Source organism: Porticoccus sp. W117 (genome assembly GCF_030341905.1).
Taxonomy (GTDB): Bacteria; Pseudomonadota; Gammaproteobacteria; order Pseudomonadales; family Porticoccaceae; genus SCSIO-12696.
Map to the genome: position 1 here is coordinate 122213 of NZ_JATAAF010000002.1, position 26374 is coordinate 148586.

Annotated in this window: 25 protein-coding genes; 15 read left to right on the forward strand and 10 right to left on the reverse strand. The window is 52.5% G+C overall.

The annotated features are described in order from the left end of the window. The first annotated feature begins 96 nt into the window (after window positions 1–96). The 4 genes from QSV34_RS02305 to QSV34_RS02320 are packed head-to-tail and all read left to right on the forward strand — an operon-like array spanning window position 97 to window position 5285. Window positions 97–825, forward strand: a complete 729-nt coding sequence (locus tag QSV34_RS02305; protein ID WP_289151653.1) for a response regulator transcription factor — start codon at window positions 97–99, stop codon at window positions 823–825. Between the two features lie 8 nt (window positions 826–833). Further along, window positions 834–2297, forward strand: coding sequence for a FecR family protein (locus QSV34_RS02310; protein ID WP_289151655.1), 1464 nt, complete (start codon window positions 834–836; stop codon window positions 2295–2297). 43 nt (window positions 2298–2340) lie between these two features. Further along, entirely contained in the window at window positions 2341–4905 is a 2565-nt protein-coding gene (locus QSV34_RS02315) for a CHASE2 domain-containing protein (RefSeq protein WP_289151657.1), read from the forward strand. A 32-nt stretch (window positions 4906–4937) separates the two neighbouring features. Further along, on the forward strand, window positions 4938–5285 hold the full coding sequence (locus tag QSV34_RS02320; RefSeq protein WP_289151658.1) for a hypothetical protein: 348 nt from the start codon (window positions 4938–4940) through the stop codon (window positions 5283–5285). On the opposite strand, the gene arsJ is transcribed toward QSV34_RS02320, so the two are convergent. From arsJ to QSV34_RS02335, 3 genes are all read right to left on the reverse strand, one after another. Beyond that, window positions 5270–6505, reverse strand: a complete 1236-nt coding sequence (gene arsJ / locus QSV34_RS02325; RefSeq protein ID WP_289151659.1) for an organoarsenical effux MFS transporter ArsJ — start codon at window positions 6503–6505, stop codon at window positions 5270–5272. The two genes, QSV34_RS02320 and arsJ, sit on opposite strands and share 16 nt — an antisense overlap. 152 nt (window positions 6506–6657) lie before the next feature. Next, window positions 6658–7656 carry an ArsJ-associated glyceraldehyde-3-phosphate dehydrogenase gene (locus tag QSV34_RS02330; protein ID WP_289151661.1) on the reverse strand — a complete coding sequence of 333 codons (999 nt, stop codon included), beginning with the start codon at window positions 7654–7656 and terminating at the stop codon, window positions 6658–6660. Then, complete coding sequence (locus QSV34_RS02335; protein ID WP_289151663.1) at window positions 7653–8000, reverse strand: metalloregulator ArsR/SmtB family transcription factor; 348 nt, start codon at window positions 7998–8000, stop codon at window positions 7653–7655. Before QSV34_RS02335 ends, QSV34_RS02330 begins: the two co-directional genes overlap by 4 nt. A gap of 266 nt (window positions 8001–8266) precedes the next feature. Between QSV34_RS02335 and fliM the strand changes: the two genes are divergently transcribed. Genes fliM through fliG form a run of 4 tightly spaced genes read left to right on the forward strand, consistent with a single transcriptional unit; the run spans window position 8267 to window position 11239 of the window. After that, the gene (gene fliM, locus QSV34_RS02340) at window positions 8267–9265 is read left to right on the forward strand and encodes a flagellar motor switch protein FliM (protein ID WP_289151665.1); all 999 of its coding nucleotides are present in this window, start codon (window positions 8267–8269) and stop codon (window positions 9263–9265) included. Continuing rightward, complete coding sequence (locus tag QSV34_RS02345) at window positions 9258–9605, forward strand: FliM/FliN family flagellar motor switch protein (RefSeq protein WP_289151667.1); 348 nt, start codon at window positions 9258–9260, stop codon at window positions 9603–9605. The genes fliM and QSV34_RS02345 overlap by 8 nt, the downstream gene beginning before the upstream one ends. Beyond that, window positions 9605–10216 carry a CheB methylesterase domain-containing protein gene (locus tag QSV34_RS02350; protein ID WP_289151669.1) on the forward strand — a complete coding sequence of 204 codons (612 nt, stop codon included), beginning with the start codon at window positions 9605–9607 and terminating at the stop codon, window positions 10214–10216. Before QSV34_RS02345 ends, QSV34_RS02350 begins: the two co-directional genes overlap by 1 nt. A gap of 21 nt (window positions 10217–10237) precedes the next feature. Further along, window positions 10238–11239 (forward strand): flagellar motor switch protein FliG, encoded by a 1002-nt coding sequence (fliG, locus tag QSV34_RS02355; RefSeq protein WP_289151671.1) that lies wholly within the window; start codon window positions 10238–10240, stop codon window positions 11237–11239. 141 nt (window positions 11240–11380) lie between these two features. Here fliG and QSV34_RS02360 read toward each other — a convergent pair whose 3' ends face one another. Together QSV34_RS02360 and QSV34_RS02365 are read right to left on the reverse strand one after the other, a co-directional pair. Then, window positions 11381–12094 (reverse strand): 16S rRNA (uracil(1498)-N(3))-methyltransferase, encoded by a 714-nt coding sequence (locus QSV34_RS02360; protein ID WP_289151672.1) that lies wholly within the window; start codon window positions 12092–12094, stop codon window positions 11381–11383. Between the two features lie 43 nt (window positions 12095–12137). After that, on the reverse strand, window positions 12138–14192 hold the full coding sequence (locus QSV34_RS02365) for a TonB-dependent receptor (RefSeq protein WP_289151674.1): 2055 nt from the start codon (window positions 14190–14192) through the stop codon (window positions 12138–12140). Between the two features lie 146 nt (window positions 14193–14338). Between QSV34_RS02365 and QSV34_RS15170 the strand changes: the two genes are divergently transcribed. From QSV34_RS15170 to QSV34_RS02370, 3 genes are read left to right on the forward strand one after another with little or no spacing between them, the layout of a single operon-like run. After that, window positions 14339–14485, forward strand: coding sequence for a BrnT family toxin (locus QSV34_RS15170; protein ID WP_353738337.1), 147 nt, complete (start codon window positions 14339–14341; stop codon window positions 14483–14485). Further along, a complete protein-coding gene (locus QSV34_RS15175; protein ID WP_353738338.1) occupies window positions 14478–14633 on the forward strand; it encodes a BrnT family toxin in 156 nt (51 codons plus the stop codon). Before QSV34_RS15170 ends, QSV34_RS15175 begins: the two co-directional genes overlap by 8 nt. Next, window positions 14611–14835 (forward strand): BrnA antitoxin family protein, encoded by a 225-nt coding sequence (locus QSV34_RS02370; protein ID WP_289151676.1) that lies wholly within the window; start codon window positions 14611–14613, stop codon window positions 14833–14835. Before QSV34_RS15175 ends, QSV34_RS02370 begins: the two co-directional genes overlap by 23 nt. A 17-nt stretch (window positions 14836–14852) precedes the next feature. Here the strand turns inward: QSV34_RS02370 and QSV34_RS02375 are convergent, their stop codons facing one another. Genes QSV34_RS02375 through QSV34_RS02385 form a run of 3 tightly spaced genes read right to left on the reverse strand, consistent with a single transcriptional unit; the run spans window position 14853 to window position 19109 of the window. Then, a complete protein-coding gene (locus QSV34_RS02375) occupies window positions 14853–17543 on the reverse strand; it encodes an AMP-binding protein (protein ID WP_289151678.1) in 2691 nt (896 codons plus the stop codon). Then, window positions 17543–18292 carry a class I SAM-dependent methyltransferase gene (locus QSV34_RS02380; RefSeq protein WP_289151680.1) on the reverse strand — a complete coding sequence of 250 codons (750 nt, stop codon included), beginning with the start codon at window positions 18290–18292 and terminating at the stop codon, window positions 17543–17545. Before QSV34_RS02380 ends, QSV34_RS02375 begins: the two co-directional genes overlap by 1 nt. 7 nt (window positions 18293–18299) lie before the next feature. Beyond that, window positions 18300–19109 carry an iron-containing redox enzyme family protein gene (locus tag QSV34_RS02385; RefSeq protein WP_289151682.1) on the reverse strand — a complete coding sequence of 270 codons (810 nt, stop codon included), beginning with the start codon at window positions 19107–19109 and terminating at the stop codon, window positions 18300–18302. A 304-nt stretch (window positions 19110–19413) separates the two neighbouring features. On the opposite strand from QSV34_RS02385, the gene QSV34_RS02390 reads away from it, so the two are divergent. The 4 genes from QSV34_RS02390 to QSV34_RS02405 all read left to right on the forward strand — a co-directional run bounded on the left by QSV34_RS02390 (window position 19414) and on the right by QSV34_RS02405 (window position 22769). Next, complete coding sequence (locus tag QSV34_RS02390; protein ID WP_289151683.1) at window positions 19414–20997, forward strand: peptide chain release factor 3; 1584 nt, start codon at window positions 19414–19416, stop codon at window positions 20995–20997. Between the two features lie 148 nt (window positions 20998–21145). Next, window positions 21146–21730, forward strand: a complete 585-nt coding sequence (locus QSV34_RS02395; RefSeq protein ID WP_289151684.1) for a 1-acyl-sn-glycerol-3-phosphate acyltransferase — start codon at window positions 21146–21148, stop codon at window positions 21728–21730. After that, window positions 21730–22338, forward strand: coding sequence for a hypothetical protein (locus QSV34_RS02400; RefSeq protein WP_289151686.1), 609 nt, complete (start codon window positions 21730–21732; stop codon window positions 22336–22338). Before QSV34_RS02395 ends, QSV34_RS02400 begins: the two co-directional genes overlap by 1 nt. A gap of 44 nt (window positions 22339–22382) precedes the next feature. Next, window positions 22383–22769: a tetratricopeptide repeat protein gene (locus QSV34_RS02405; protein WP_289151687.1), complete on the forward strand. Its 387-nt coding sequence runs from the start codon at window positions 22383–22385 to the stop codon at window positions 22767–22769. On the opposite strand, the gene QSV34_RS02410 is transcribed toward QSV34_RS02405, so the two are convergent. Together QSV34_RS02410 and QSV34_RS02415 are read right to left on the reverse strand one after the other, a co-directional pair. Next, window positions 22751–24016, reverse strand: a complete 1266-nt coding sequence (locus tag QSV34_RS02410; RefSeq protein ID WP_289151688.1) for a hypothetical protein — start codon at window positions 24014–24016, stop codon at window positions 22751–22753. The genes QSV34_RS02405 and QSV34_RS02410 overlap by 19 nt on opposite strands. Further along, complete coding sequence (locus QSV34_RS02415; protein WP_289151690.1) at window positions 24013–26370, reverse strand: EAL domain-containing protein; 2358 nt, start codon at window positions 26368–26370, stop codon at window positions 24013–24015. Before QSV34_RS02415 ends, QSV34_RS02410 begins: the two co-directional genes overlap by 4 nt. Window positions 26371–26374 lie beyond the last annotated feature (4 nt).

The window sequence follows — 26374 nt, forward strand, 5'->3', positions numbered from 1 at the left end:
AATGTAACAAAAATGTAAATGATCCCGAAGTGCATGCTATCCATCACAGGCAGTGCCATATACTCTCTATAAAGCATCCTTGTGTAAGGGGGACGGATGAGGTCACAAGGTGATAAGTGTACAGGTGAAAACTATACAGTTTGCATTCTGGAAGACGAGCAACTGCAAGCCGATATGATGTCCAGCTGGCTGGCAGGTGTAGAGTGTCAGGTTATTTGTTGTAACACGAGCAGTCAGCTCAAGAAAACATTGCAGAGTCAGACTGTGGACCTGTTTGTACTGGATTGGTTGCTGCCAGATACAGATGGCCTTCAGGTGTTGAAATATCTCCGCCAGGATCGGCAGTTTAGCGGGCCGATTCTGTTTTCTACTCAACTGGAAACCGAAGATTGTATTGTCCGTGCCCTGGATGCCGGGGCCGATGACTATCTTGTCAAACCGCTGCGGGAAAAAGAATTTGTGGCGCGAGTCAGCGCCCTGAAGCGGCGGGCTAACCAGCGGCGCATGCCGGAACCGGTGTTTCAGGTGGGGCCCATTCAACTGGATATGATTTCCCGAACTGCTTATGTGGATGGCGAAGCGGTAAAAATGCGCCCCAAAGAGTTTGAGTTGGCTGCCTGCCTGCTGGCCAGAAAAGGACAACTACTGACCCGGGAATACCTGCTCAATGAAGTGTGGGGAGTGGATGCGGATATCGATACCCGCACCGTGGACATGCACATGAGCCGAGTGCGCAAGGCACTGAAAATCGGCCCTGAGACCGGTTATTATATTAAAACGGTGTACCAGCACGGTTACCGGTTTGAAGAGCTTAATAACGATTGATAACAAATATGACAAAAATCATCAGGCTGGCTCTGGTTGCCAGCTATCTCTGGTTATTCACGCCATCGCTGTTCGCTGGTATAGAACAAGCTGATATAGAACAAGGCGATTTAGAACAAGCCAATTCAAAACAGACTGACTCGGAACAGGCTTCCTCAGAACAGACTTCTTCAGCACAGGAAGCCGAGTGGATCTACTACGTCAAAAAGGGCGACACTCTGTGGGATTTTTGCAACGACTATTTGGGGCGTAATGATGTCATCAACTGTTGGAAGAGTGTCCAGCAGCACAATGGCATTGGCATTCCAAAACGGTTGCACCCTGGTGTTCGTTTGCGCATCCCTATCTCCTGGATACAAAACATTCCCGTCGCCGCCGTGGTGGAGTTCGCTCGCGGGGAGGTTCGCCAGAAAAAGTATGGAGCCAGCGGTACACTGCCAGTAGTGACTGGAGATCAATTGCATCTGGGAACCCGCATTACAGTGCTGGATGGCGGTGCTGTATTGCGTTTTAACGACGGTTCAGAGTTGTTGTTACGCCATCACTCAGAGTTGTTTTTACAGGCATTAACCACCCACGGTAATAAATCCGCGCGCAGTACGCTGAAACTCAATCGCGGCAGCGTTGATGTGGATGTACCGCGTCGCCAGGGTGAGAACCGTTTTCGTGTACTGACTCCGGGGGCGGTTGCCGCTGTTCGCGGAACGGAATTTCGGGTGTCTGCAAAACCTGATGGTTTGACTACCCAGGTGGAAGTTCTTGAAGGCGGAGTTGATGTGGCTGCTGGTAAAGGCGGGCAGCTGGTGTCTGAAGGGTTTGGTGTTAATGCGGTTAAAGGGCAGCCGGTGCAGACGCCAGTTAAATTGTTACCCGCCCCCACGTTTAACGGTGCAAAAAATCGTTTTGACAGTGGCAGCGTTACTCTTTCCTGGCAAGCTGTGGTTGGAGCCAGTGGCTACCAGCTAGAGCTTTACAAAGGGGCAGATGGTGAAGCGATTCTCTACCAGCAGGAGACTGCTGCTGCCGAATACCAGTTTGCCAATCTGCCGGTGCATGCCTATCGCCTGGTGGTGCGTGCCATCGCCAGTGATGGCTTGCGCGGCAGGGATAGCGCTCCGTTTCATTTCCAAACACTGCAAAAGTTGGCAGCGCCTGTTTTCGACGAAGCAAGCGTCAGCTACAAAAAACGCACATTGGCCATCAATTGGTCGGCAGTAGAAAACACTCAATACTATTTGCTGGAAGTTTCCCGCAACGCGGATTTTGGGGAAATTGACTGGAGTCAGCAACTGGCAGAAACCACCATTGCTGAACCGCTTGATTTAAGGGGTACGTTCTACGTGCGGGTAAAAGCGGTGGCTGAGGATGGCCGCGAGAGCGATTACTCTGCACCCACAGAGCTCAAGCACCAATCTCTGGATTGGGGGGCGATCCTGGCGTCGGTGGCAGCCGTGCTGCTGATCGCACTGTAATACTGTTATATTGGGGCCAAAGCCTGCCTGAGTATTTTCCCGTATGCCGCGTTTTCGACAGCGTTTTTTCACGGCCCTGTTTTCCATCGCTCTGGCGCTTTTGCTATATGTGCAGGATTGGCATACCAATCTGGACAATACGGTTTACGATGCGGCTGTCGAGCTGTTCCCTACGGAAATTTTCGACGATATCGTTATTGTTGCCATCGACGAAAAAACCCTTCTGGAACTGGGGCAGTGGCCGTTTGCCAGAAAGTACCACGCGCAACTGTTGCAACAGCTTCATACCGTCAACCCGACAGCTATTGGCCTTGATATCCTTTTTGCAGAGCATTCCCTCAATCCCGCCGATGATGAGTTGTTGATAGCGCAGGTTGCCAATTCTTCAACGGTAGTTTTGCCGGTGTATATCGAGTTTCTTGATAAAGGTAATCACTATCTTGAAGTGCTGCCAATGGCTGAGTTGGCGATAGCGGCTCCGGCATTGGGGCATGTTCAGGTGGCTGTAGATGGCGACGGTAAAAACCGCGCTGTGTATCTGTTGCACAGCTTGGGAGAAAGTCGGCAGCTGCACTTTTCGGTGGCCCTGGAACAACTGGTGAATGGATTTTCAAACGCTTTGCCCGGTCTGATTACAGAGGCCGGTCAAGAGAGTAATGCCGGGTTTGTGAAGAATTACAAAAACTATATTCCTCTTGCGGGCGGAGCAGGTACCTTCCCTTCCGTTTCCTTTACCGATGTTATCCACGGGCGTATCCGACTCAACGATTTGCGCGGTAAAACGCTGTTGGTGGGAGCCGTGGCTCAGGGGATGGACCCAGTGGTGACCGCTTTGGGGCCGATGCCCGGGGTGGAACTGAACGCCAACATTCTCAATGGAATTCGCAATCACCACCTTGTAACGCCGCTGTCGAATACAACCATTTTACTGGCAAACCTGTTGGCTGTTTTGTTGTGGAGCTTGTTGCTTTTTTCAGCGTCCGTGCGTCGTAACATCATTGCTACAGTGATGGCGCTGTTAGTCCTTAATGGGGTTTCTCTATTGGGTTTTGCCAGTGGTTACTGGCTGCCTTTTGGTCTGGTTACTCTGGCGTTGGTGATTTGCTTTCCCATAATGAATTGGTGGCGTCTTAGCGGCGAATTGAAAATTCTTACCAAAGAACTTGCCAGACTGAAAAAACAGGATATTTTTTCCCGGCCAACTGCCCCTCTCAGCAATATTTTGCAGAGCATTCAGTTCTTGCAATCGTTTTATCCGCTGACCGCCTGGTGCCTCAGAGATGAAGATTTTTTGCCCATCGATAAAATGGGGGAATGTTCGCTGGGAACAGAGTTGTCTGAGTACAGTGAGGTGTGGCAGGTCACTGAAAATCACGGCTTGGTAAAACTCCCTGTAGGTAGCGATAGCTTTTATCTGGCACTGCAATGGGATTCTGATACAAATCACGTTGGCGCGATGCAACCCTCCTTGTTGCACAAGGTTTTCCCTATCGAACGCTGGCTTTCGCAGTACCGTCTTCCCCAAAAAACGGTGGTTGATGAGTCCATGGAAGCCCTTGCCGAGGCCAATAAGCGCGCGCAAACCAGTAGCCGGTTGATGCTCAACACCCTGGATCAAATCGGCCATGGCGTACTGTTGTTAGAGCCCAGTGGCGCATTGTTAAAAATCAATCGTCAGGGAATAAATCTTCTCGGCGAAATTGACCATGGCTGCGGTCTATATAAAAGCCTGTCCAGGCTTTCCATCAAGGGGCAGAACAGTTGGCGGCGATTGCTGTCTGAGCTGATATTTCGGGAGCATGCTTTTTCGGTGGAAGCTGTTGCCGAAGACGGTAGAGAGTTGCAGTGTGATGGGGCAGTGTTCCATGCCGATGCTCCGTTCCTGTTAATCACACTTACCGATATCAGCCTTCTGAAATCCGAGGAAAAAAAGCGCCTGGAGGCAATCAACTTTCTGTCTCACGACCTGCGCTCGCCCATGAGTTCTGTGCTGGCATTAATCGGTGATAGCAATAGCCGTAATGAGAACGCCAAGTTGCTGCAATCCATTGAAGATATTATGGAGCGTAGTATCAACTACGCAGACAATTTTATTTATCTATCCAAGATTGAATCCAATGCTTATTTGAATTTTTCTTTCTGTATGCTGGATTCCATTTTGGATTCTGCGGTAGCGCAATTATTCAGTTTGGCAAAAAGCCGCGGAATTCGCTTTCAGCTAACTCGACAGGATGACGAGGTTCTGATTAATGGTGACCCCGTTATGCTGGAGCGGGCTTTTCTCAACTTGATCGATAACGCCATCAAATATGGCGGTGACAATGGCGTTGTAGAAATCGAAACCTGTTGCAAGGGCGGTGTGGTACAGGTGGATGTTACCGATAGCGGTGAAGGAGCCAGTGAGGAAGAACTGGAAAGTCTTTTTGATGCGTTCAGGCAGGGAAGAAATGCCCGTTCCAATAGAATCTCAGGGGCAGGGCTTGGTTTGCGTTTGTCGGCGTCGGTTATTGCCCGTCATGGTGGTGATATCAGTGCCAGCAATATTTCCGGAAAAGGTTTGCGAATTTGTGTCGAGTTACCGTTGCCGGATGAAAGCAGCAATCGCTGATTTTACAATGTTGTTACGTGGTGCTCGCTGGTTTGGCGTATCTTCTCTATATGGGGATCAATGAGCAGGATACATCGCGTCGAGTCGGAATTGAGTTGAAAAACCGCCGGTTGGCTGCCTGTGTTTGCTCGCCACAAAAAACTCAAAAAACCCCTTTTTCTGGTTCTCGATATTTCCAAGCGAAAAACAAAAAAGCCTATACAAGAGGGTACATGGTGGCGGTCGCCAACTATCTTCGTGCCCATAATGTCGATGTTCTTCATTTGGCTAAAGTGAACTGCAACGAACAATTTGACCTGGCTTGTCCCACTGATGCATTGTCCGCATCAGACTGGATGAAAGGTTGGCTGGATGGCCGGGATTTTCAGTTGGAATCTTGAGGCTGGCAATCTGCCTTTTCCTCTGAGGCCGACGGTAATAACCCTCCGCAAACAGCCGCCACCACAACAAACCCGGTAGACAACCACAGGCAGGCTTCAATCCCGGCCCACTGAAACACCCACCCGGACAACAGCGTTCCCACCAATCGCCCCATGGCGTTGGCCATATAATAAAAGCCCACATCCAGTGACACGCTGTCGCGGTTGGCAAGGCTGACAATCAGGTAGCTGTGCAACGATGAATTGACAGCGAACAGGCCGCCGAACAGCGCCAGCCCAACAATCAGCGTAACGCCAGGGCTGATTCCAAACTCCATGGCGGCTGCCAGTGCCCCGACGGTTAATGCCAGGGCAATTCCCCAACTCCTGGCACTGCGAGCCCCCGGTGTGTGACCCGAACGACGCCTCGTGATAGTGGGAGCAAAGGCCTGAACGATGCCGTAGCCAATCACCCAGCAGGCGAGAAAACTGCCTACCTGCCAGTGGCTCCAGTCGAGGGTGCTGCTCAGATAAACCGGCAGCGCCACCACAAACCACAAGTCCCTGGCACCAAACAAAAACAGCCGTGCTGCTGACAAAATATTGATGGCTCGGCTTTTGGACAAAACCTGGCGGAATTTGGGTTTGTTTTTGGCCCGCCCCAAGTCCGCTTGCAGGCAGAAAATACTGAACACCCAAATAACTGCCAGTACGCCGGCCATTGCCGTTACCGCGATCTGGAATCCTAGGGTTACCAGCAATCCGGCACCGAGAAAAAAGCCAACGCCTTTCAAGGTGTTTTTGGAGCCGGTAAGTACCGCCACCCACTTGTAAAGTTTGCCCTGGGCGCTGTCCGGAACCAGTGATTTGACCGCACTTTTGGCGCTCATTTTATTCAGGTCTTTGGCAATGCCGGAGAGCGCCTGTGCCGCCATCACCCAGACGACAGTCAGGTAAGCGGGGTTAACCGCCAGCATCAGCAACGCCACCACTTGCAGCGCCAGGCCGATATTCATGGTGCGATTAAGTCCCAGACGCGCGCCCAGCCAGCCACCCACCAAATTGGTTACCACACCGAAAAACTCGTAAAACAGAAACAGCATGGCGATGGCCAGCGGGCTGTAACCGAGCTGGTGGAAATGCAACACCACCAGCATGCGCAGGGCACCATCGGTAAGGGTAAAGGCCCAGTAGTTGCCAGTGATTAGCAGGTATTGTTTGATGCTTTTGGGGAGTGGCATTTGGTTAATTTGATTGCTGATAGTTTGTAGTGGTTATTGGGCCGGTCGGATGTCGGAAGTCTGACGTCGGAAGCACTCGCTTCGCGAGGGGAGTACGTCGCGGCGAAGCCGCGTGCATCAGACTTCCGACTTCAGACATCTGGCCTGTCAAATTACGCGCCAACCATCCTGACCAACTCCACCGTACGATTCACATAACCCCACTCATTGTCGTACCACAGGTAGAGTTTTAGCTGGGTATCGTTAACCACCATGGTACTGAGGGCGTCGACGATGGTGGAGCGGGGGTCGCTGCGGTAATCGCTGGATACCAGGGGCCGTTCCTCGTAGCCGAGAATACCTTTGAGAGAACCTTCTGCTGCGTCTTTGAACAGCGCGTTAACCGCTTCTGCGATGGTGGTCTGCTCAAGTTCAAACACGCAGTCAGTCAAAGAGCCGTTGGTCAAGGGCACTCGTACCGCGTGGCCGTTAAGCCGACCCTTTAACTCCGGAAATATCTCGGTAATGGCCGTGGCGGAGCCGGTGGTGGTAGGAATCAGACTCATGCCACAGGCACGGGCACGGCGCAGATCTTTGTGGGGGGCATCGACAATGGTCTGAGTGTTGGTCAGGGCGTGAATGGTAGTCATGGAGCCGTGGCGAATGCCAAGGTTTTCGTGAATCACCTTTACCGCCGGAGCAAGACAATTGGTGGTGCAGGAAGCGGCGGTGACAATGCTGTGCTGGTCGGGATTGTAGAGGTGTTCGTTAACCCCCATCACCACATTGAGTACACCGGGCTCTTTCACCGGCGCCGTTACCACAACCCGTTTCACTCCCTGGTCCAGATAAGCCTGCAGCAATTTGGATGTGCGGAATTGCCCGGAAGCATCGATCACCAGGTCGCAACCTGACCAGTCATTTTCAGAAATTGTTCGGTGATGGCTGACAGCAATCGATTTACCGTCAATTTCTATACCGTCACCAGAGGCACTGGCTTGATGGTGCCAGGTGCCATGTACGGAGTCGAAATTCAGTAGATGGGCGAGAGTGTTGGCGTCAGCCCCCGGATCGTTGATGGCTACAAATTCGAATTCTGAACTGTTCCAGGCAGCCCGCAGAGCCAGCCTGCCCATGCGGCCAAAGCCATTGATGCCCACTTTAATGGTCATTGTTGTGTCTCCTTTATATCGGCACGCAGATCACCGGCAGCGCGCAATTGCTGCAATTCGGTGGCAATCATAGGGCGGTTTGATGACAGGGTCGTGTCGAGAATATCAGGCACCCAGCCCGGTAACTCAGGGTTGATGCGGTAAAACACCCATTGCCCCTGGCGCCGATCCAGCAGAATTTTGTTGGCGCGCAACTGGGCCAGATGACGAGAAATTTTTGGTTGGCTCTCACCGAGAGCCACCATCAGTTCGCACACGCACAGCTCCCCTTGGGAGTGAATCAGCAACAGGCTGCGCAGGCGAGTGTGATCCGCCAGGCTTTTAAACAGTTCAATGGGGGACATAGAGTGGTTCGCTGAAATTAGTTTGTGGGATTGTATGCGAATTTCCATATATATGAAAAGTCGTATATGTGGAAAATCGCATATATGATTAAATATCTCTGCGTCAAATGTCTGACGTTTTCTAAGCATGTCATCCTGAGCGGCGCAGCCGCGTGAGGATCTCATAGCTTGGCATACCCCTTGCTTAACACCCGTATATAGATGCAAAGCGGCGGATTACCGGCGCTGCTGTGGCTTGCCTACGTTGATGATGCCAGGAGCAACACTTGTCAGAACCTGAAGAAATACTCTCGCAGGATGAGCTGGACGCTCTGTTGGATGGGGTGGAATCCGGCGAGGTGCCCACTGAGGGCAAGCCCGCCGCCAGGGAACGAGGAGGATACGCGGGCGCTGCCAAACTCTGCGACCTGACCGATAAGGCGAACCTGATTCACGGTCGCCTGGCTCCCATCAATGCCATCAATAACCGCTATATCCGGCGCTTGCGCATGACCGTATTCAGCCTGCTGCAGCGCAAAGCAGAAATTGAAGGCAAGGCCATTGAGATACTGCGCTTTTCCGAGTATCTGCAGCGTATGGATGTGCCCACCAGCCTCAATATCGTGCGCCTTAACCCCCTGCAGGGTATCGCCATGGTGGTGTTCGACGCTCGCCTGGTGTTCGGCTTGGTGGATCTGTTTTTTGGCGGTGCTGGTCGCCAGGCCAGTATCGATGGTCGCGAGTTTACCAGCATAGAAAACCGCATTATCGACAAGCTGCTGGCGCGCACACTGGAAGACATCAGTGCAGCCTGGGAAGATACCCTCCCACTGCAGATTGAGCGCGCTGGCAGCGAAATGAACCCGATGATGGCCGCTGCCCACAGTCCCGACGAACCCTGGTTGGTGAGCACCTTTCAGCTGGAGCTGGATCACGTCAGTGGCGAAATTGATATCGCCATGCCCTACAGTATGCTGGAGCCGATTCTGGAACAGGCAGACGGCAACGAAGAACCGGCCCCAGTGGCTGATCACAACTGGACGGAATCGCTGTTACAGCACGTTGCCGGTACAGAGGTCGAATTGAGCTGCGCCATGGCGGAATCGCAACTCACCATTGGTGATATTAAAAACCTTAAAGTGGGGGATGTGATTCCCATTACCATGAACGACCCGGCAACCCTGTGCGCCAACGGTTCGCCGGTTTATCGCGCTCGCATTGGCAGCTCTAACGGCAAGGTGGCGCTGCGGATTCTGGGCACTGTGGGAGGAGTAGACAATGTCTGACGATACCGAAGTGGAAGCGGGTCAGGAGACTGATCAGAACTCAGGTGAAAGTTCTGATCAAGGTACTGCTCAAGGCTCTGATCAAGATCTGGGCATGATTCTCAATATTCCGGTGGCAATTTCCGCCGTAGTCGGCAGCACCCAGTTGACCATACGGGAAGTGCTGACCTGGGGGCCGGAAACGGTGGTGGAGTTGGACAGCTATACCGATGACCCTCTAGATGTGTGTATTAACGGCATTTCCATGGCCACGGCAGAAGCTGTGGAAGTGGGCGAGCGCTATGGCGCCCGCATTGTGTCGGTGGCCAGCGCCAAAGAGCGCATCAAATCCCTGGGCTGATGGCCACTGAAAAGCAGTCACTGGTTGCGGTGGGCGCCTCTACCGGCGGCACCAAAGCACTGGCGACACTGCTGGCGCAACTGCCTGGGCAATTGGCCCAATACGGCTTGCCGGTGGAGCCAATTATCGCCGTTACCCAACATATCGACAGCGGTTTTGCACGGGCATTGGCGGACAGTTTAAATAAAGCCGGTTCGCTGCAAGTGTCTCTGGCTGAGAATGGCGAACAAATGGAATCAGGCCGGGTTTACCTGGCACCGGGTGACAGCCATTTACTGGTTGATTGCTGCGATGGCAATTACTTCTGCCGACTGGGTGATGGCCCACCGCGGGACAAGTGCAAACCATCTGTGGATGCATTGTTTGAGTCGTTGGCAGCGCATTCGCTGGATCAGGTTATTGGGGTGTTGCTCACCGGAATGGGCAAAGATGGCGCCAAAGGGCTGCTGGCCATGCATCAGCAGGGCGCTTACACCGTTGCCCAGGATGAAGACAGCAGCGTGATATGGGGAATGCCCGGCGAGGCGGTACGCCTTGGGGCAGTCAATGACGTGGTTGCCATTGATGAGATGGCGGAAAAAATTGCCAGCGTTTTGGCAACCAGAAAATAAAAAGACAAAGACAGAGGAATTATGTCAGCGGACTTAAGCAAGCTGGACAAAGCGGCACTGCTCCTGGCGGTGGTTGGGGAAGAATATGCGGCGGGGGTATTCCGCTACCTGCACCAGTCCGATGTACAGCGCATCGGCCAGGCCATGAAGCAGCTCAAGCGGGTCAACCTGGATGAAATCAAAGGCGCCATTGGCGAGTTTCTGGAGGAGACCACGTCCTCCATCGGTTTTGAGGTGGGCACCGAGGATTATATTCGCGACACCCTCACCAAAGCGGTGGGCGAGGTGGAGGCCAAGCGCATTACCAGCCGTATTTTCCTCAACGACGATGCCACCGGTCTGGACGCACTGAAACTGATGCCACCACGGGCCATTGCCGATCTGATTCAGGGGGAGCACCCGCAAATACAGGCTACTGTGGTGTCCTACCTGGAGCCGGAGAAGGGTGCCGAAGTATTGGCGTTTCTGGACTCGCAAACTCGTCTGGATATTGTCATGCGGGTGGTGTCGCTGCAGCCGTTGCACCCGGATGCCATGAAAGAACTCAGCGAAGTGCTGGATAAACAACTGGACAGCAGTAGCCCTACCACTGGCGAGAGTACCTTGGGTGGCCTGAAAACCGTGGCCGCCATCGTCAATAGCCTGGATACCGCCCAGGAAGAAGAGTTGATGGAAAAACTCAACGAGCTGGATGCGGAGATGGCGGTGAATATCCAGCAACTTATGTTTGTATTCGACGATCTGGTGGGCGTGCCGGATCGGGAATTCCAGGCGTTAGTGCAGGAGATTCAAATGGACCAACTGGTGATTGCCCTCAAAGGTGCAGATCAGGAGGTCAAAGACAAAGTATTCCGCAATATGTCGAAGCGGGCGGCGGAAATGCTGCGGGAAGATATGGAAGCCGGCGGCCCGGTCAAAGTCAGCGAAGTGGAAACCGCGCAACGGGAAATTATGGTTACCGCCAAGCGCCTGCTGGACGAAGGCAAAATTTCTATTGCCGGTGGTGCGGAGATGGTGGGGTAAAGCGGTTTCGGGCTTCTTATCTCGGGAAACCACCGTCATTGCGAGCCGCGAAGCGGCGCGGCAATCTTCTAATTCGGAGTACCTATCTGGAGATCGCCACGCTTCGCTCGCGATGACGAGAAATTTTTCGCAACCCGAAACCTAGCCCGGATACACCCTGCTTAAAATAACCGGCACCGCCGTTTCCACACGCAAAATCCTCGGCCCCAGTGAAACTGCTTCAAAACCACACTTCACCAGCTTGTCCACCTCATAGTCGATAAACCCACCTTCCGGCCCTACGGCCAAGGTGGTGGCTTCGCTAACATCAATCGGGCAAGGCGTGGCATTTTTGGGGTGTGCTACCAACGCCTTGGTATTTTCCGCAATAGCGGGCAATTCATCTTCCACAAAGGGCTTAAAGCGTTGGCGCAGGTGCACTTGTGGCAGGGTGGTATCGCGGGCCTGTTCCAGGCCCAATATCAGCTGTTCGCGAATGGCATCCGCTTGTAAAAAAGGGCTCTGCCAAAAACTTTTTTCCACTCGATAGCTGTTGAACAGGTAGAGCTGTTTTACGCCCATGGCAGCCACCGTTTGCAGCACCCGGCGCAACATTTTTGGGCGTGGCAGGGCGAGAATCAGTGTGGTAGGTAGAGGGGGCGGCGGTGGTTGATCCAGGTGTAATTGCAATTCCGCCTGCTGGCTGCTCAGGCTGAGAATGGTAGCAGTACCCATATTGCCACCTATTAGCCCGGCTTTTAGCGTGTCGCCAGCATTGACCCGATGCACTTCCAGCATATGCTGAAGACGCCGTCCGGAAATTACTGCCCGGTCGGCATCTGTCAGGTCTTCCTGTTCAATCAGCAGCAGATTCATGGCTGCCGATTATAGGGTATTCGTAGAGGCTCCAGTGGGGAATCTACAGAGCCAACTCCACCGCCAAATAGAGACTGCGGCCAGCCCCAGGCAGTCGTTCACCTACCGCCACATCGCTATTGCCGTTGCGATTGTAGCCAGCCAGGTGGTCCCGGTAGTGTTTATCCAGCAGATTGCCGATGCCACCAGAAAGCACCAGTGAATCGGTTAAGTCGTAGCTGGCACTGATATTGATTAGCCCGTAGCCGCCGGTGGCCTGTTCGTTGTTGAACTGGGCCACATCGTTTTGGGCGGCATACAGCAATGATTCGATGGACAAGCCCAGTTGCTGCTTCTGGTAGTTCAGGGCCACTCGGTGATTAAGCGGCGCCAGGCGATAGAGGTTGTCTGCTACTCCATCCCGACGCTTGCCTTGCACGTAGCTGAGGCTGCCATTCAGGCGCCAGTGTTGATTAATGGCAAAGCCGTAGCCCGCATCGATGCCGTACAGTTCTGCGTCCACATTGTTGTATTGCAGTGCCGGAGCGCCACTGAGTGCCATAGAGACCATATTTACCATGGCATTGGTGGCAGCGGTGCCTTGGATGTAATCGTCCACCCGGCGGTAGAACAGTTGCGGCGTGAAGTAGCCGTTTTCTGTTTGCCAGCTAAAGCCCAGAGTGGCTTCGTCATTGCGTTCTTTGCGCAACTGCAGATTGCCCACATAGCTGCGACCATCTGCCAAACCGCCAGTAATGGGCAGTGGTACCCACAGGAAAAGCTCTTGGTAAGAAGGTGCACGGTGCTTGCGGCCAATGCCTATTTCTATACTGCGGTGGCTGTCCAGGGTGTAATTGGCTTTGGCCACCAGATCCACATAGGAAAAAGACAGATCGCGGTTGCTGCTGTTAAAACCATTGGCCAGTGCTACTACGGGCGGAGGTACAGCAACACCGGCAACTTCTCCAGCGCTGGCGTCTATCTGATTGTAGCGTACCCCGGTTTGTAGTTTCCAGGCGGATGCTTCGGTGCTCCATTGGGCAAACAGACCGTCGATGTCGCGCTCGATGTCGTTGAAGTTGCGTAACAGGAAGGCACTGTTGTTGGGGTTAAAGATATCGCTGTCCTGATCGCTGCGGCTGGTATCAAAACCCAGTTGCCACTGCCCGTGACGGTTTTTGGTGGTGGCGTTAACGCCAAACGCCAGGTGATCTGCTTGCACATCGATAGATCGAAACATCATCGGCGATGGGGGTGCCTGGCGCTGGCTAAAATTATCCATGCCGTGACTGACGTCACTGTAGCTGGCGTAGCTGTTAATTTTCCAATCGCCAATAGAAGCGGTGATATCAAACCCGGCCAGATCGGTGTCGATAAAGTTAATGTCCATGGGTAGAGCTGGCGTGCCGGTGTCGTCGGTATTGTTCTTGCCCACATAAAACAGGGCGTCGATGTCGCCATTGCGGTATCCGTAGCTGAGGTCGTAGCGGTTGCGCTCAAATTGAGTGCCCGCCAGTGTGCCACCGGCAAATTCACTGTTGTTGCCGTTGTCGTAACTGGTCAACAAGGCCAGCTTGTGATTCCGGTTAGCCAGCTGGGCCTGCAGGGCGCTGCTATTGCCGTTGTTTACCGATTGGTATTGGCTACTGAGTTTGGCGCTTCCGCTGAAGGCTTCGCTATCGGCGAATGTACCGCGATCCAGTTGCGCCTCAATCTGGCCACCCACAGACTCCTGACCCGCAGTGACCGGAGCAATACCGCGAGTAACCGAAAGTTGTTTCAGCAGCAGGGAAGGGGCGTAGGACAGTGGTGCATCCATGGCGTTGGGGCCGCCGCTGAACACCGGTGCGCCATCCAACTGCACCGCAACCCGCTCGCCAGACAGGCCGCGATATTGGGCAATTCCAGACAGGGTGCCAATGCTGTTGACATTGGCGCCGGGTAGCGTGCGTAACAGCTGGGCGCTATCCGCTGCGGTACGCCGGGCAATATCCGCCAGCAGCTGCCCATGATTTTTCTGGCTGTCGCTCACCACAATTTCTTCAATATGGTCGTCTGCCCATAGGGCTGTGCTCAGTAGTGCGATGGTGGTGGAGAGTAACGTTTGGGGGTGCTTCATGGTGGCCTGTCCTGTGAGAAACCGCAGGGCCAATAGTAGCTACAGGAGGGGTGTTTGAGGATGTGGCAAAGTGTCGCACTAATGGCATAGAGGGTCTATGCTCATTCATTTCTTGACTGTAATTATATTGTAGTTATAGTGTCGTTATGAGCTATCTTACATTCGAATGGGACGAGAAGAAGGATGCTTCTAACCAAAGGAAGCATGGCGTTTCCTTTAGTGAGGCGAAATCGGTTTTTACGGATCAATTTGCTCGCCTGATTGTCGATCCTGATCATTCTGACGATGAATGATAGGTTTATCTTGTTGGGCACAAGTATCGAGTCACGACTATTGGTCGTTTGTCATTGTGTCAGAGTTAATGATTCGATCCGCATTATCTCTGCCCGTAAAGCGGATAAACAAGAACGTGCAATTTATGAAGGTTATCGCCATGCGTAAAAACTACGACTTTTCAAAATCTACCCCAAATCCGTACGCCCAAAAATTGAAAAAACAAATTACAATTCGCCTGGACGAAGATACGATCACCTATTTTAAAAACATGGCTGAAGATAAGGGTATTCCTTATCAGAGCTTAATAAATTTGTATCTTCGTGATTGTGCCCAGGCGCATCGTGACCTTAAGTTGCAATGGCAATAGGACAACAGCGGTTCGACTTATCTGGTTGATGTAATTTCAAATACGGAATTTTCAGAGATAGCATTTTTAACAGAATCTGCAAACAGCGTGCGCCTGAGAAAATCTGCCAGTTGGCGCTCTGCCAGCAAGTCTTCCAAAATAGTATGGCTGACTTTTCGACCTTCGGTTTTCAGGGCCAGATGGTGTCCGCCAAACAGAAGCCTCATGATTTTCGCAAAACCGGCGTCGCGCAGTCTGCCGGCGCTGTAGCTGTAGATCACTTTTGTTTTGTCCAGCTTGCCCATGCCTTTGTGCAGTTCGTAAAACCGCTTGGCGATTTTTGCCGGGTGGTGAATGCGGTGGATACGGGCGCCAACGCTGACCGCCATTTGTGCATTCAGGCGGCTCGCCAACAAGATGGCAATGGGCGCGCCCGCACTGCAGCCAACGGTGCGGATATGATTGTATCCGTGCACAAAGCTCAGGTTCGATAAAAAATCGACAACCTCTAGTGTGCTGTTGCCAAGGCCCGGCACGCCGACATCAAAGCCCCGCGCATTGAAAGTACCAACCGACAGCAAGTCAAACTGGCTGGCATCTGTATGCTGTAGTAGCACCGTGTTGGGTATCATCATTTGCCGCGAGCGGGCAATGGAAAAACAAATAACCAGTGTTTTTTCAGAGGCCTGCCCAGGGCCAGTAAAGCGGCTGAGCATGGGCCGGATTCGCTTGAACAGGAAAGGCTCTGGTTCCGGTTTGCCGCTGGCAAGCATCTGGGCTTTTATTGAGATTAGCCACTCTTCCAGAACGTTATTAAAAATATCTCCGGCATGGGGTGGGGCAAGCTCCCGGTTTTGATGCCACTTGTGCAGGCATTCCAGTTCCTGCGGTGTTAAGCGGTATTCAAAACTGGCCAGTGCTCTGGATAATTCTGCAACGGTACTGCGGTCGCGGAAAACACGCCTGAAAAATTTGACGATATAAGGCAGCTCTTGTGTTTCAGACAGGTTGCTTTTGGGGTGACCCTCACGGGTTACGTTGTCTTTTGCAGGCTCTTGATTCTGATTAGATAAAACCGCCGCGACAATATCATTCAGTGATTTTAAACGCGCAAACTGCGGCGGCAGAATAATGCAGTGGTAAGTAGTTTCCAGCATCACCAGCAAGTTCATCTGCGCCAATGAGTCCATGTGAATATCGTCCATGGAAATGTCATTGTCGCCGTTTTTAAAACCCTGAATAACCTTCTCCTTAATGTCATTCAAAACTTCAGAGCTTTTCAGGGTTTGTACAATATCTGCTCTGATGTCATCGCTTTTCGTGGAAATTTTCTGAGCATCAAGGCGGGCAATTTTGCCTGATGAATTTCGGGGAATACTGTCAACAACAATAAACTGCTGTGGACAGCGCAGGCCAAGTTGTGAGCGCGAAAATGCCCTTAATTCCTCCAGTTCATTTTTATGGGGCTTGGTTGTATCGATCACCACAAGGGCAACAGGAATATCTCCATGAACGGTGGATTTTTTGGGTATTACAGCGGCGTCTGAAACCGCCGGGTATTGGCACAGCAGAGCCTCTATATCCTGTGGAAATATATTGATGCTGTTAAAAACAAACATATCATCGGCACGGCCGCACAGATACAGTCGTTGTTCTTCGTCCAGATGGCCGATATCGCCGGTGTAAAACCAACTGTCTTGCAAGCAGGATGCGGTCAGTTCCGGTTTGCCCATGTAGCCGCGAAACATACCTTTGCCGCGAATGGCGATTTCTCCTTTTTCACCTGTGGGCAGTGGTTGCCTTTCCGGGTTGGTGACACGTATTTCAATACCGGGCAGAGGTTGGCCAACACTTTCTTTGGCTTCTTTATCTTGCGGGTCAGTAAAACAAATGGCGCCGGTTTCCGTGGTGCCATAACCCGCCTGCAGATTTTGGGTGATTTCTTGCCTGAGGCTCTGCCTCAAACTCTGGGTGGCGTGAGAACCGCCTAGCTTTAAACGGATATGAGAAAGCGCTGAAATATTGGGGGTGGCCAACAGCTGCCGAGCCTGGAAAACCGAGACATGTATAACACCCACATCCAGACGTTGGCAGATAGGGACAAAATCCTGGCCTCTTGCATCGATAAATACATTGGTGGCGCCTTGCGCCAGGCAATAGAGTCGGTGTCGTTTGGCGAAGTTGTGCTCCATGGATGCCAGGCAGACAAAGCGTTCGCTGGAATCGTCGATATGCCGGTGCGCCTGAGCAACCAGGTCAGAAGCATGGTGAATCACCAGTTTGGGTTCGCCGGTGGTGCCGGACGATGAAAATATAAAACTCGAATCTCTGTTCGGGCTTTTCGGTAGCTGCTCGTCTGTCGATGACTCAAGCTCAATGGCGATGTCCTGATCCACAATATGAGTGACCGCCAATCGGGCAACGATAGCGTCCTGCGCGGCTTGAGGTTCGTAGGAAGGAACCGTGCAAGAGGTTGCACCCAGGTAACTGGCCGCCAGGCAAAGCAGTAAATGACTGGTATCGTCACTGCATTTAATGCCCACCACAGATTGCTCATCAATGCCTGATTCACAGAGCCTTTGCGCTTGTTTTGCAACAAACCCGGCAAGCTGCGAGTAGGTTAACGAATGGTTGTCGGTAACAACCGCTTGTTTGCGGGGTGTTTGCTGTGAAAAGTGGTAGAGACGATCGAGTAGAGGCGCTTCACTTGGCATCGTCATCGCAGCCATTATCTGGACACTTTGAATAACAGATGCAGTGGTTGATTAATCAGTGGTGAGAAAAACTCCGGGTCTGTTTGTGCAAGTTCCGTTGTTACGGTCAGTTCCTGCAATTCGGGCATGGTGTTAAAACCCGCCTGGCGAAGACCGCGAAAATAATCGTCAAAGGTTTTGTGCACACATTGTACGTGTAAGGCTTCCCCTCCCTTTTTCCAGATTTTGCCTTCGAATTGCTGGTTTACATCAGCAAAATAGTTTTTGCCACTGGAGGAGAAATAAAACGGTGGCGCTTCTTCCTGGCGCACAAAGGGAAAAAACGGATGGGGTACAGAAAAAATAAAATGGCCACCGGGAGTGATTGCGTCGTAGGCGGTTGCCATTACTTGATGCATATCTTCCACAGACAGGTAGTTGAATAAAAATACGGCAATGCACAGGTCGAATTGGCCCTCGGGCTTGAAATTGGTGACATCGCAGCTGACATACTCAATGCCGTATTGATCCTGTTGTTCTTGTTGCTGAGCAATCTGGATCATCTCATCAGACAGGTCGACACCAAGGTAAGCACCGGCGCCGCGGCGCTTCAACTCTCGTGCACAGTAGCCTTCGCCACAGCCGAGGTCCAATACTGAACGCCTTTCCAGCTGCTCGCCACAGGCATCAAAAACAAGCGGGCGCGCGGTGAAATCTGACAAGGAGCTAGGGGCGGTACGCAACCACTTTGTGGCGTTTTGGTCGTAAACGGTTTTTGTGTCCAACGTGCTTTTACACCACAAGTTGTTTTTCAGGATGAGAGACTTGTTGACTTCTTTCCAGCATGGCATCCCAAAAGGCGGTTCTCAGTGCCAGTGCCTGTCGGGCACCGTATTCAATTTGTTCGGCTGCGCCGGGCTCGTTCAGCAAGTCTGTGGTTATCCGGGTGATTTGTTCGGCGTGTTCGTCATCGCACTCGCTGTGCAAATCAAAAAAGACATGCTGCTCAGGCTGAAGGCTGGTGTATTCCGTTATCCCTTGAAGTATCTGCCGGTAAATGGCTGAAACAATAAATTCTGTACCAATGCCAATTGCACCGATGCCCACATACTGGTTTGTGCCGCACAACTGCAAAAACTGCTTTGCCCAATCGCTCCCTGCATCGCAGCTTGGCGTTTGCCTGGAATAGCGCTCATCCACCCCAATAGCTTTTTGAAAGCGCTTGAACAAACGAGTGTGAGGTTCATCAGCAATCGTGGCCAATATCTCTGGCGGCAAATCCACATCGTGGGCATTGCCAAGTTCTTCTTCCAGGTTTTCGGTCAGAATGGCTTTGTGAGCCTCATGGCAAGCATTGCTGATAACTGCTGATACATACTGGGTGAATCGAGCAGTGTAATGACCGTACTGGCAGGCAAAGTCTTTGAGTGCGCTTTCCATATTGGCAAAGTCGCCGTTGGCGATAGCTTGTAAGTAAGGGTGCTTTACTGCCAGCGACTCTAACGCCTCAGTTTGAAGGCGCTGAATAAAAGCCTCGCCAAAATCATCCGTATTTTTCTGGCTGGCTTCCCGATGTGCACAAATACTGGGCTGAATGTTCATGTTGTTCGGATGGCCGTTAGTATTTTGTCGAGTTGGGGGTGAAGAGAGGGTGCCCCCGCGAGCTGACGCCATTGTATTTTAACCAAACAGCGGATGTATAGGCGCACCCGGAACAATGAGGGGCGCAAAAGATGCACTCGGTCACAAGAATATGAGACAACCACTGGCGTGTTGGTCGTATCGCCTGCTTGAACCGAAGGCTTACACGTTGCCAGATGCATCACGTATAATGCGCCGCTTCTCGCCTCACGACAGAGGCATTCATCAACGACTGCACACTTCGGTAAACAACAGGTTCAATGGTATGGCTGATAGCAATTTTCTCAATAAAATCAATGAGAGACGCACGTTTGCCATAATTTCGCACCCGGACGCCGGCAAGACCACCATTACCGAAAAGATGCTGCTGTTCGGTAATGCCATTCAGTTGGCCGGGTCGGTCAAAGGCAAGAAGGGGCCGCACGCCAAGTCCGACTGGATGAGCATGGAGCAGGAGCGGGGCATCTCGGTGACCTCGTCGGTAATGCAGTTTCCTTATGGTGGGCGCACGGTGAACCTGCTGGATACGCCGGGGCACGAAGACTTTTCTGAAGATACCTATCGCACTCTTACCGCTGTTGACTCTGTACTGATGGTGATCGACGGCGCCAAGGGCGTGGAGGATCGAACCATCAAACTGATGGAAGTGTGTCGCCTGCGGGATACGCCGATTCTGTCGTTTATCAACAAAATGGACCGGGATATTCGCGATCCCATTGAAGTGATGGACGAAGTTGAGGAAGTGCTGAAGATCAAGGCGGCACCCATCAATTGGCCACTGGGCATGGGTAAAGAATTCAAGGGTGTGTACAACCTGTACACCGACACCGTGCACGTGTACCAGCAGGGCATGGGGCACACCATCAATGACGATATCCAGATCAAAGGCATCGACAGCCACGAGTTTACCGAGCTATTAGGTCCCTACGCCGATGATGTTCGTGAAGAAATTGAATTGGTGCGCGGTGCCTGCCACGAGTTCGACCTGGAAGAATACCTGGCCGGTGAATTAACCCCGGTGTTTTTCGGTTCTGCCATGGGCAACTTTGGCGTGCGCGAGATGCTGGATGGTTTTGTGGAGTGGGCGCCCACGCCCATCGCTCGTGAAACCCACGAGCGCACAATCGACCCGACGGAAGAAAAGTTCAGTGGCTTTGTATTTAAAATTCAAGCCAATATGGACCCCAAGCATCGGGATCGCATTGCCTTTATGCGCATCTGTTCCGGCACCTATTCCAAGGGCATGAAAATGAAGCACGTGCGCATTGGCAAAGACGTGAAAATCGCCGATGCGGTGACGTTTTTGGCGGGGGATCGCTCCCATGTGGAGGAGGCGATCTCTGGCGATATTATCGGCCTGCACAATCACGGCACTATCCAGATTGGCGATACCTTTACCGAAGGCGAAGCCCTGAAGTTTACCGGTATTCCTCACTTTGCCCCGGAGCTGTTTCGTCGCATTCGCCTCAAAGACCCGTTGAAATTGAAAGCACTGCAAAAAGGCTTGCAGCAGCTTTCCGAAGAAGGCTCCACACAAGTGTTCTTCCCGAAAAACAGCAACGACATTGTGGTAGGCGCGGTAGGGGTGCTGCAGTTTGAAGTAGTAGCTTATCGCTTGAAAGATGAATACAAGGTGGAAGCCATTTACGAGCCGGTGAATGTGAATACCGCCCGCTGGGTAGATTGTGATGACCCGAAGAAAATGGAAGAGTTTGAGCGCAAGTGCAAGGAAAATCTGGCTGTCGACGGTGGCGGCCATTTGACTTATCTGGCGCCGACGAGAGTGAACCTGTCGCTGACCGAAGAGCGTTATCCGGATGTGAGTTTTCGGGCGACGAGGGAGCATTAAATGCTGCTTCGAGCAACGAGCTGCTGGCTGCGAGCATTTGTGAGAAATTTTATACAGCTGAATTTTGCACTAAACTGTTTCGTAGCCCGTAGCCCGTAGCCCGTAGCCCGTAGCCCGTAGCCCGTAGCCCGTAGCCCGTAGCCGACCTATGACCGCATCCGATGTCCCTCAACACCTTCGTGCTAATCGCAGCGGTTTTACCCGCTGGTTTGGTCGCACCCTGCTCAATGCCATGGGCTGGCAGGTGGAGGGGCGTATTCCCGATCTGAAAAAGTTTATTGTTGCCGGCGCGCCCCACACATCGAACTGGGACTTTGTTATCGCCATGGCGGTAGTGATGGCCTGTGATATCAAGGCCAACTGGCTGGCCAAGCACACTATTTTTGTATTTCCGTTCAAGCGTCTGTTTTTTGCCCTGGGAGGCATCCCCTTGGATCGCGGCAATACCAAAGGTATTGCTGAACAGATTGCCGAAAAAATCCGTGATAGTGAGCAGTTGGTGATTGGCATTATGCCGGAGGGGACGCGCAGTAAAGTAGAGAAGTGGAAAAGCGGTTTTTTACGCATTGCCCACAAGGCGGGTTGCCCGGTTCTGCTTGCCTCGCTGGATTTTAAACACAAGCGCATTTGCTTTGGTGATTTGATTGAAGCCAGGGAAGACACCGATCAACAGCTGGTTGAAATCAAAAATTACTACCGCCAGTTTCAGCCCAAATACCCAGAAAAATTCTGATGCCTGCACTCTGCAGATCACAGGGAACCACATTGATATTGAAAATGTTGGCCCCCTGGGTAGCTGTTATTCTGTTCTGGTGCGTTTTCAAAAATGCATGGCTGGCGTTGTTGGCCTATCACCTGCAAATAGTGCTCTGGAATCACCTGCACTTTCGCCAGGTTTTCTTCGGCTTTTCAGTTAAGAGTTTTGTGCTGTTTTCTCTGCCGGCCATTTTGGCGGGGCCAGCCATGTACTTTTTGCTGCCAGCTATTACCGAGATTAATGTCGCGCAGTGGTTGGCCGACTATGGCCTGACCGGCTGGGGGTTACTATTGATGGTGCCTTATTTTGGCCTGATTCACCCGCTGCTTGAACAAGTGCACTGGGCTCCACTCAGAGAGAAAACGCCGCTGGCCCATGTTGTGTTTGCTGGCTACCATGTATTGGTGCTATCAACCCTGTTGCCGATTTCTTGGCTCGTTATCGGATTTGTATTTTTGGCTTTTGTGTCTGTGTGCTGGCAACGTATGGCAGACAGTAGGGGAGGGTTGGCTATTCCCTGCTGCTCTCATATGCTGGCTGATTCGGGTATTGTGATGGCAGCATACGGGCTCTCTTGTTTATGACCAATGTTTATAAACAATGCTTATAACTACAGGAACTGGATTTTATGCAACCGGATTTAAATGAAATTCTCGAACACGCCAAAAAACTGCTGCAAAAAGGCAATCACAGCGATGCCTGGATGCTGTTGGCTGAGGTGGTGAATTACGACCCGAAAAACCGCGCGGCGTTAATGATGCTGGCGGGTTCCAATTTCAGTGCCGGCAACTACGCCGAATCCAGCAAGTGGTTCGCCAAACTGGTGGGGCTTGAGCCCGGCGACGGCAAGTCGTCAGTGGCGTTATTTAACAGCCTGTGGAAACAGGGTGAAAAAGACATGGCCATGGCGGAAATTAAACGCTTTATAGCCACGGCGGATAAAACCAGAGAGCGGGCGACTATTGAACAGTATCTGGCGATAACCGAGCAGTTTGGTCAAGACGCCCAGAAATAGCGGGTGCTGAATAGCAAGCGGGTTTCATCGGCCTGCTGAGACAGCCCACTATAACGCCTTTCCCTGCGGTCGGAGCGGATGTTTATGGCTTCGCCTGTGAATTTCCAGTGCTCACCGACGCGATAGCTGTAGCTGATAGTGGCGCTGCTGCCATTTTCGCCATTGCTGTCCATGAAAGTACCGTCCAGGTCATCCACATGAAAGCTCTCCCAGCGCAGCGCCAATCTTTGTGGTCCCCAACGGCCAGCCAGCATCAGGTAGCCGGAATCGAAGTGGTTGTACACCACGTTACCGGCGCTGTTATCCATTTGGGTACGGCCGCGCATATATTGCGCCAGCAACTCCCAGTTTGAATCGATTCTGTGTTGCGCCCCCAGGTGCAAGAAGCGGGTGTGCCAGGCGTATTGGCCGCGCTCAAAAGCGCTTGGATCTGCATTGTTGTCGTAGTAATGCAACGCGGCCTTGGTGCTTTGCCGGTAGTTCCAGTGCAGGCCGCTGTAGTAACCAATGCGGTTGTCTCGCTCGATAAAGGGTTCAACTTCCGGGGTTTGATCCGCCAGCACCCTGCCGGGTGCAAAAGTAGGCCGGTTGGCCAACGGCAGTCGGCCACCGATACCGGTTTGTCGTTCGCTGTTTGTCCATCCTCTCCATGACAGCAAAGAGCCGGTATTGTCGTTAAACCCAAACAGCGCAGTGGTTACCCCAAAATCATGAAAAGACTGGCGCTGGCGCCCCAGATTGCGCCAATGCACCTCGGCACCTGCAGTGCGCAGCTCTTCGCCAATCCAGCTGTTAATGGTGGACGAGGTAATGGTGTAGGGGGAGCTCCACAGCCGACCACGATTTTCCAGAGAGATGTTCGGGTAAAAGAAGCCAACTTTGTAACTCGGTCGCCAACGGCTTTGCCTTAAGGGGCGATACTGCCAGTAGAGCTCGGTAACATCCAGGCGGTTGCCGGGCTTTTGGTTATACAGCACGCTGGCTTTCAGGTGGGCGCTGTGGCTCAGTCGATAGTCCAGTTCCAGGCCGCTGAGGCCATTTTGAATTCGGTTATTGTTATTACCGCCATGTAGGTGTTTACCTTGGCCTCGATCCAGCCAGGAGGTGAGGCCATTGTTGTGGGATAACTGCAATTCCACAATGCCAGATAGCTCCAGAGGCGACGGCTGGTGCACGTTTTCGGCTGCCCAGGTGCAGGGCCAGGGCAAGGAGGCGCTTATCAACAACAGCAGAGCAGTACGCGTCACCCCTTGCTCTCCACCGGCTGAGCGCCGTAATGTTCTTGCCACCATTGTTCCAGCTGCGCGGCGGGCAGGGGCTTGCTGATAAAGTAGCCTTGAGCAAAGTCGCAGCTAAAGCGTTCCAGCATTTTCAGTGATGCCTCGTCTTCAATGCCTTCTGCAGTAACCACCATGCCCATGCGATGGCCCAGATTGATGGTGGATTGTACGATCAGTGCATCGCTGGTGTTGGCTGCGATCTCGCTGATAAATTCACGGTCGATCTTTAGCTCGTGTACGGGCAATTGCTTGAGTTGCGCCAGCGACGAATAACCGGTGCCGTAATCATCCACTGATAGCCCAACGCCTTGTATTTTTAGCCTGTTAAGCAGGGCGACGGCTTTCTCCGGATCTTCCACCACGGCACTCTCAGTGACTTCCAGCACCAGCCTGGCGGGTGCGACTCCATGGGCCTGCAGGCGTTCAGATACCACTTTGGTAAGGTCGCCAGATAACAGGTCAGCGGCAGAAATGTTAACCGCCACTTTCAGGTCGATACCCTGTTGCTGCCAGCTTTTACTCTGCTGTATGGCTTTGTCGATGACCCACTCGGTGAGCTCAGTAATCAGGCCGGATTGCTCGGCGGCAGGAATAAATTGATCTGGGCCAACAAAGCCGTGTTCTGGATGAATCCAGCGTACCAATGCCTCTACTTGAGTGGGGCGGGCGCCTTCAAGGCCGTTGCGTATTTCCAGCTTGGGCTGGTAGTGCAATTCCAACTGGTCATTTTTTATGGCGTTGCTCAGTTCGTGCAACAGGGCCAGGCGAAATACGCTGTGGCTGTCGTGTTCCGGATCGTAAAGCATCCAGGGGGCGCGTTTTTCTGTGGCTTCATTGAGAGCGATTTCGGCAAACCGCAATAACGCATCGGCGGCGTCACCGTGTTCTGGATAACGGGCAACGCCTGCCTGAGCCCCCAGCAGAATGGATATGCCTTGTAATTGAAAGGGGTGCTTGAATTGATTAAGCATGGCCTCCAGTGCATTACCCGCTTGGCGGGTTTGCGGCACAAAGGCGGCAAAGCTGTCGTTGCCCAGATAGCAGAGAACAATTTGCGTGCTGATTTCCTGTAGTTGCTCACTGATTTGCTTCAGCAGTTTATCGCCCAGGCTGTGGCCAAGGGTGTGTTTAACGTCCTGCAGGCGTTTGACTTCAAGCACCACAATGTCAGCCTTGGCACTGCCATGGCTGTAGAATTTCAATTGCTGTTCAACGGCCCGCAAAAAACCTGCCTGGTTGTAGAGGCCGGTAATGCTGTCGTGACTGGCGCGAAAAACTATTTCTTGCTCACGCAGGGCAACTTTGCGCTGCATGTGGTTGAATTCTTCCGACAGGGCGTTGATCTCGCTACTGCCAGTAACGCTGATCACCGAAGAATAGTTGCCGGTGCCGACATTGCCGATGGCCTGCAATAATTGTTGTACGGGGTTGGTAATGCTGCGAGCCACAAAGTAAGCCACCGCAACGGTCAGCAGTGCGCCGACAATCAGTAGCACAATCAGCTCCATCCACTGGGAGCGGAAACCGGATAACAGGGGTTCCAAAGGCTGCGATAATAAAATTTGAAAGTGTGGGCTATCGGCATCAGGCATGGGCTCTAGCAATGCCAGTGAACCACCTACGTTAACGATGGTTCCTGCATTTCTCACCACGCTTGTCAGCAGACTGGAGTAAGAGCTGTCTTCCGTTATTGGCAGGGTGGTGGCCAATGGCGTTGGTGTTGCACCGCCGGTGTACAGATAGCTGGTGTCCAGATTGGTCAATTGTTTGAATTGAAGGGCGTGGTTATCGTCAATTGCGAAAGCCATACCCACCCAACCGACAGGCAGCGGCAGCTTTACCGGTGCCAGCACCAAACGATAAAAACCGTTGTTGCTGTGTACCAGATGCACCTGAGAATTCAGGCTTTGCTGCATCAGGGTGCGCTGTGCCTCTCCCAATGCAATGATGCTTTTCCCTGCCTGGGCCACTGGGTTGCCGTCGAGATCAGTAAACAGTGCGACGTCCGCAGCAATACGGCCACTGTGGTTGAGCAGCACGCTGCTGATGGTGTCCGGATCATCGCTGCCAACTGCCTCGCGAAAGCTCCAGTCTTTGGCGATGGTGTCAACGGAGCGCTGCAGGTACTGGTTGCTGGATTGCCATTCGCTGTCAAAAAGTCGTTGAGCCGCTAACAGCTGGCTGCGTATGGTCTGGTCGAGGTTTTCGCGGCTGGCCTTGTAGGTGAGCGTGAGGGTAACCCACTGCAAACCCAGCAGCAGCAGGAAAAAGCTGATAAAGATACGCCAGCGCAGAGTACAAAATTGCTTTGGCAGTTTCACGTCA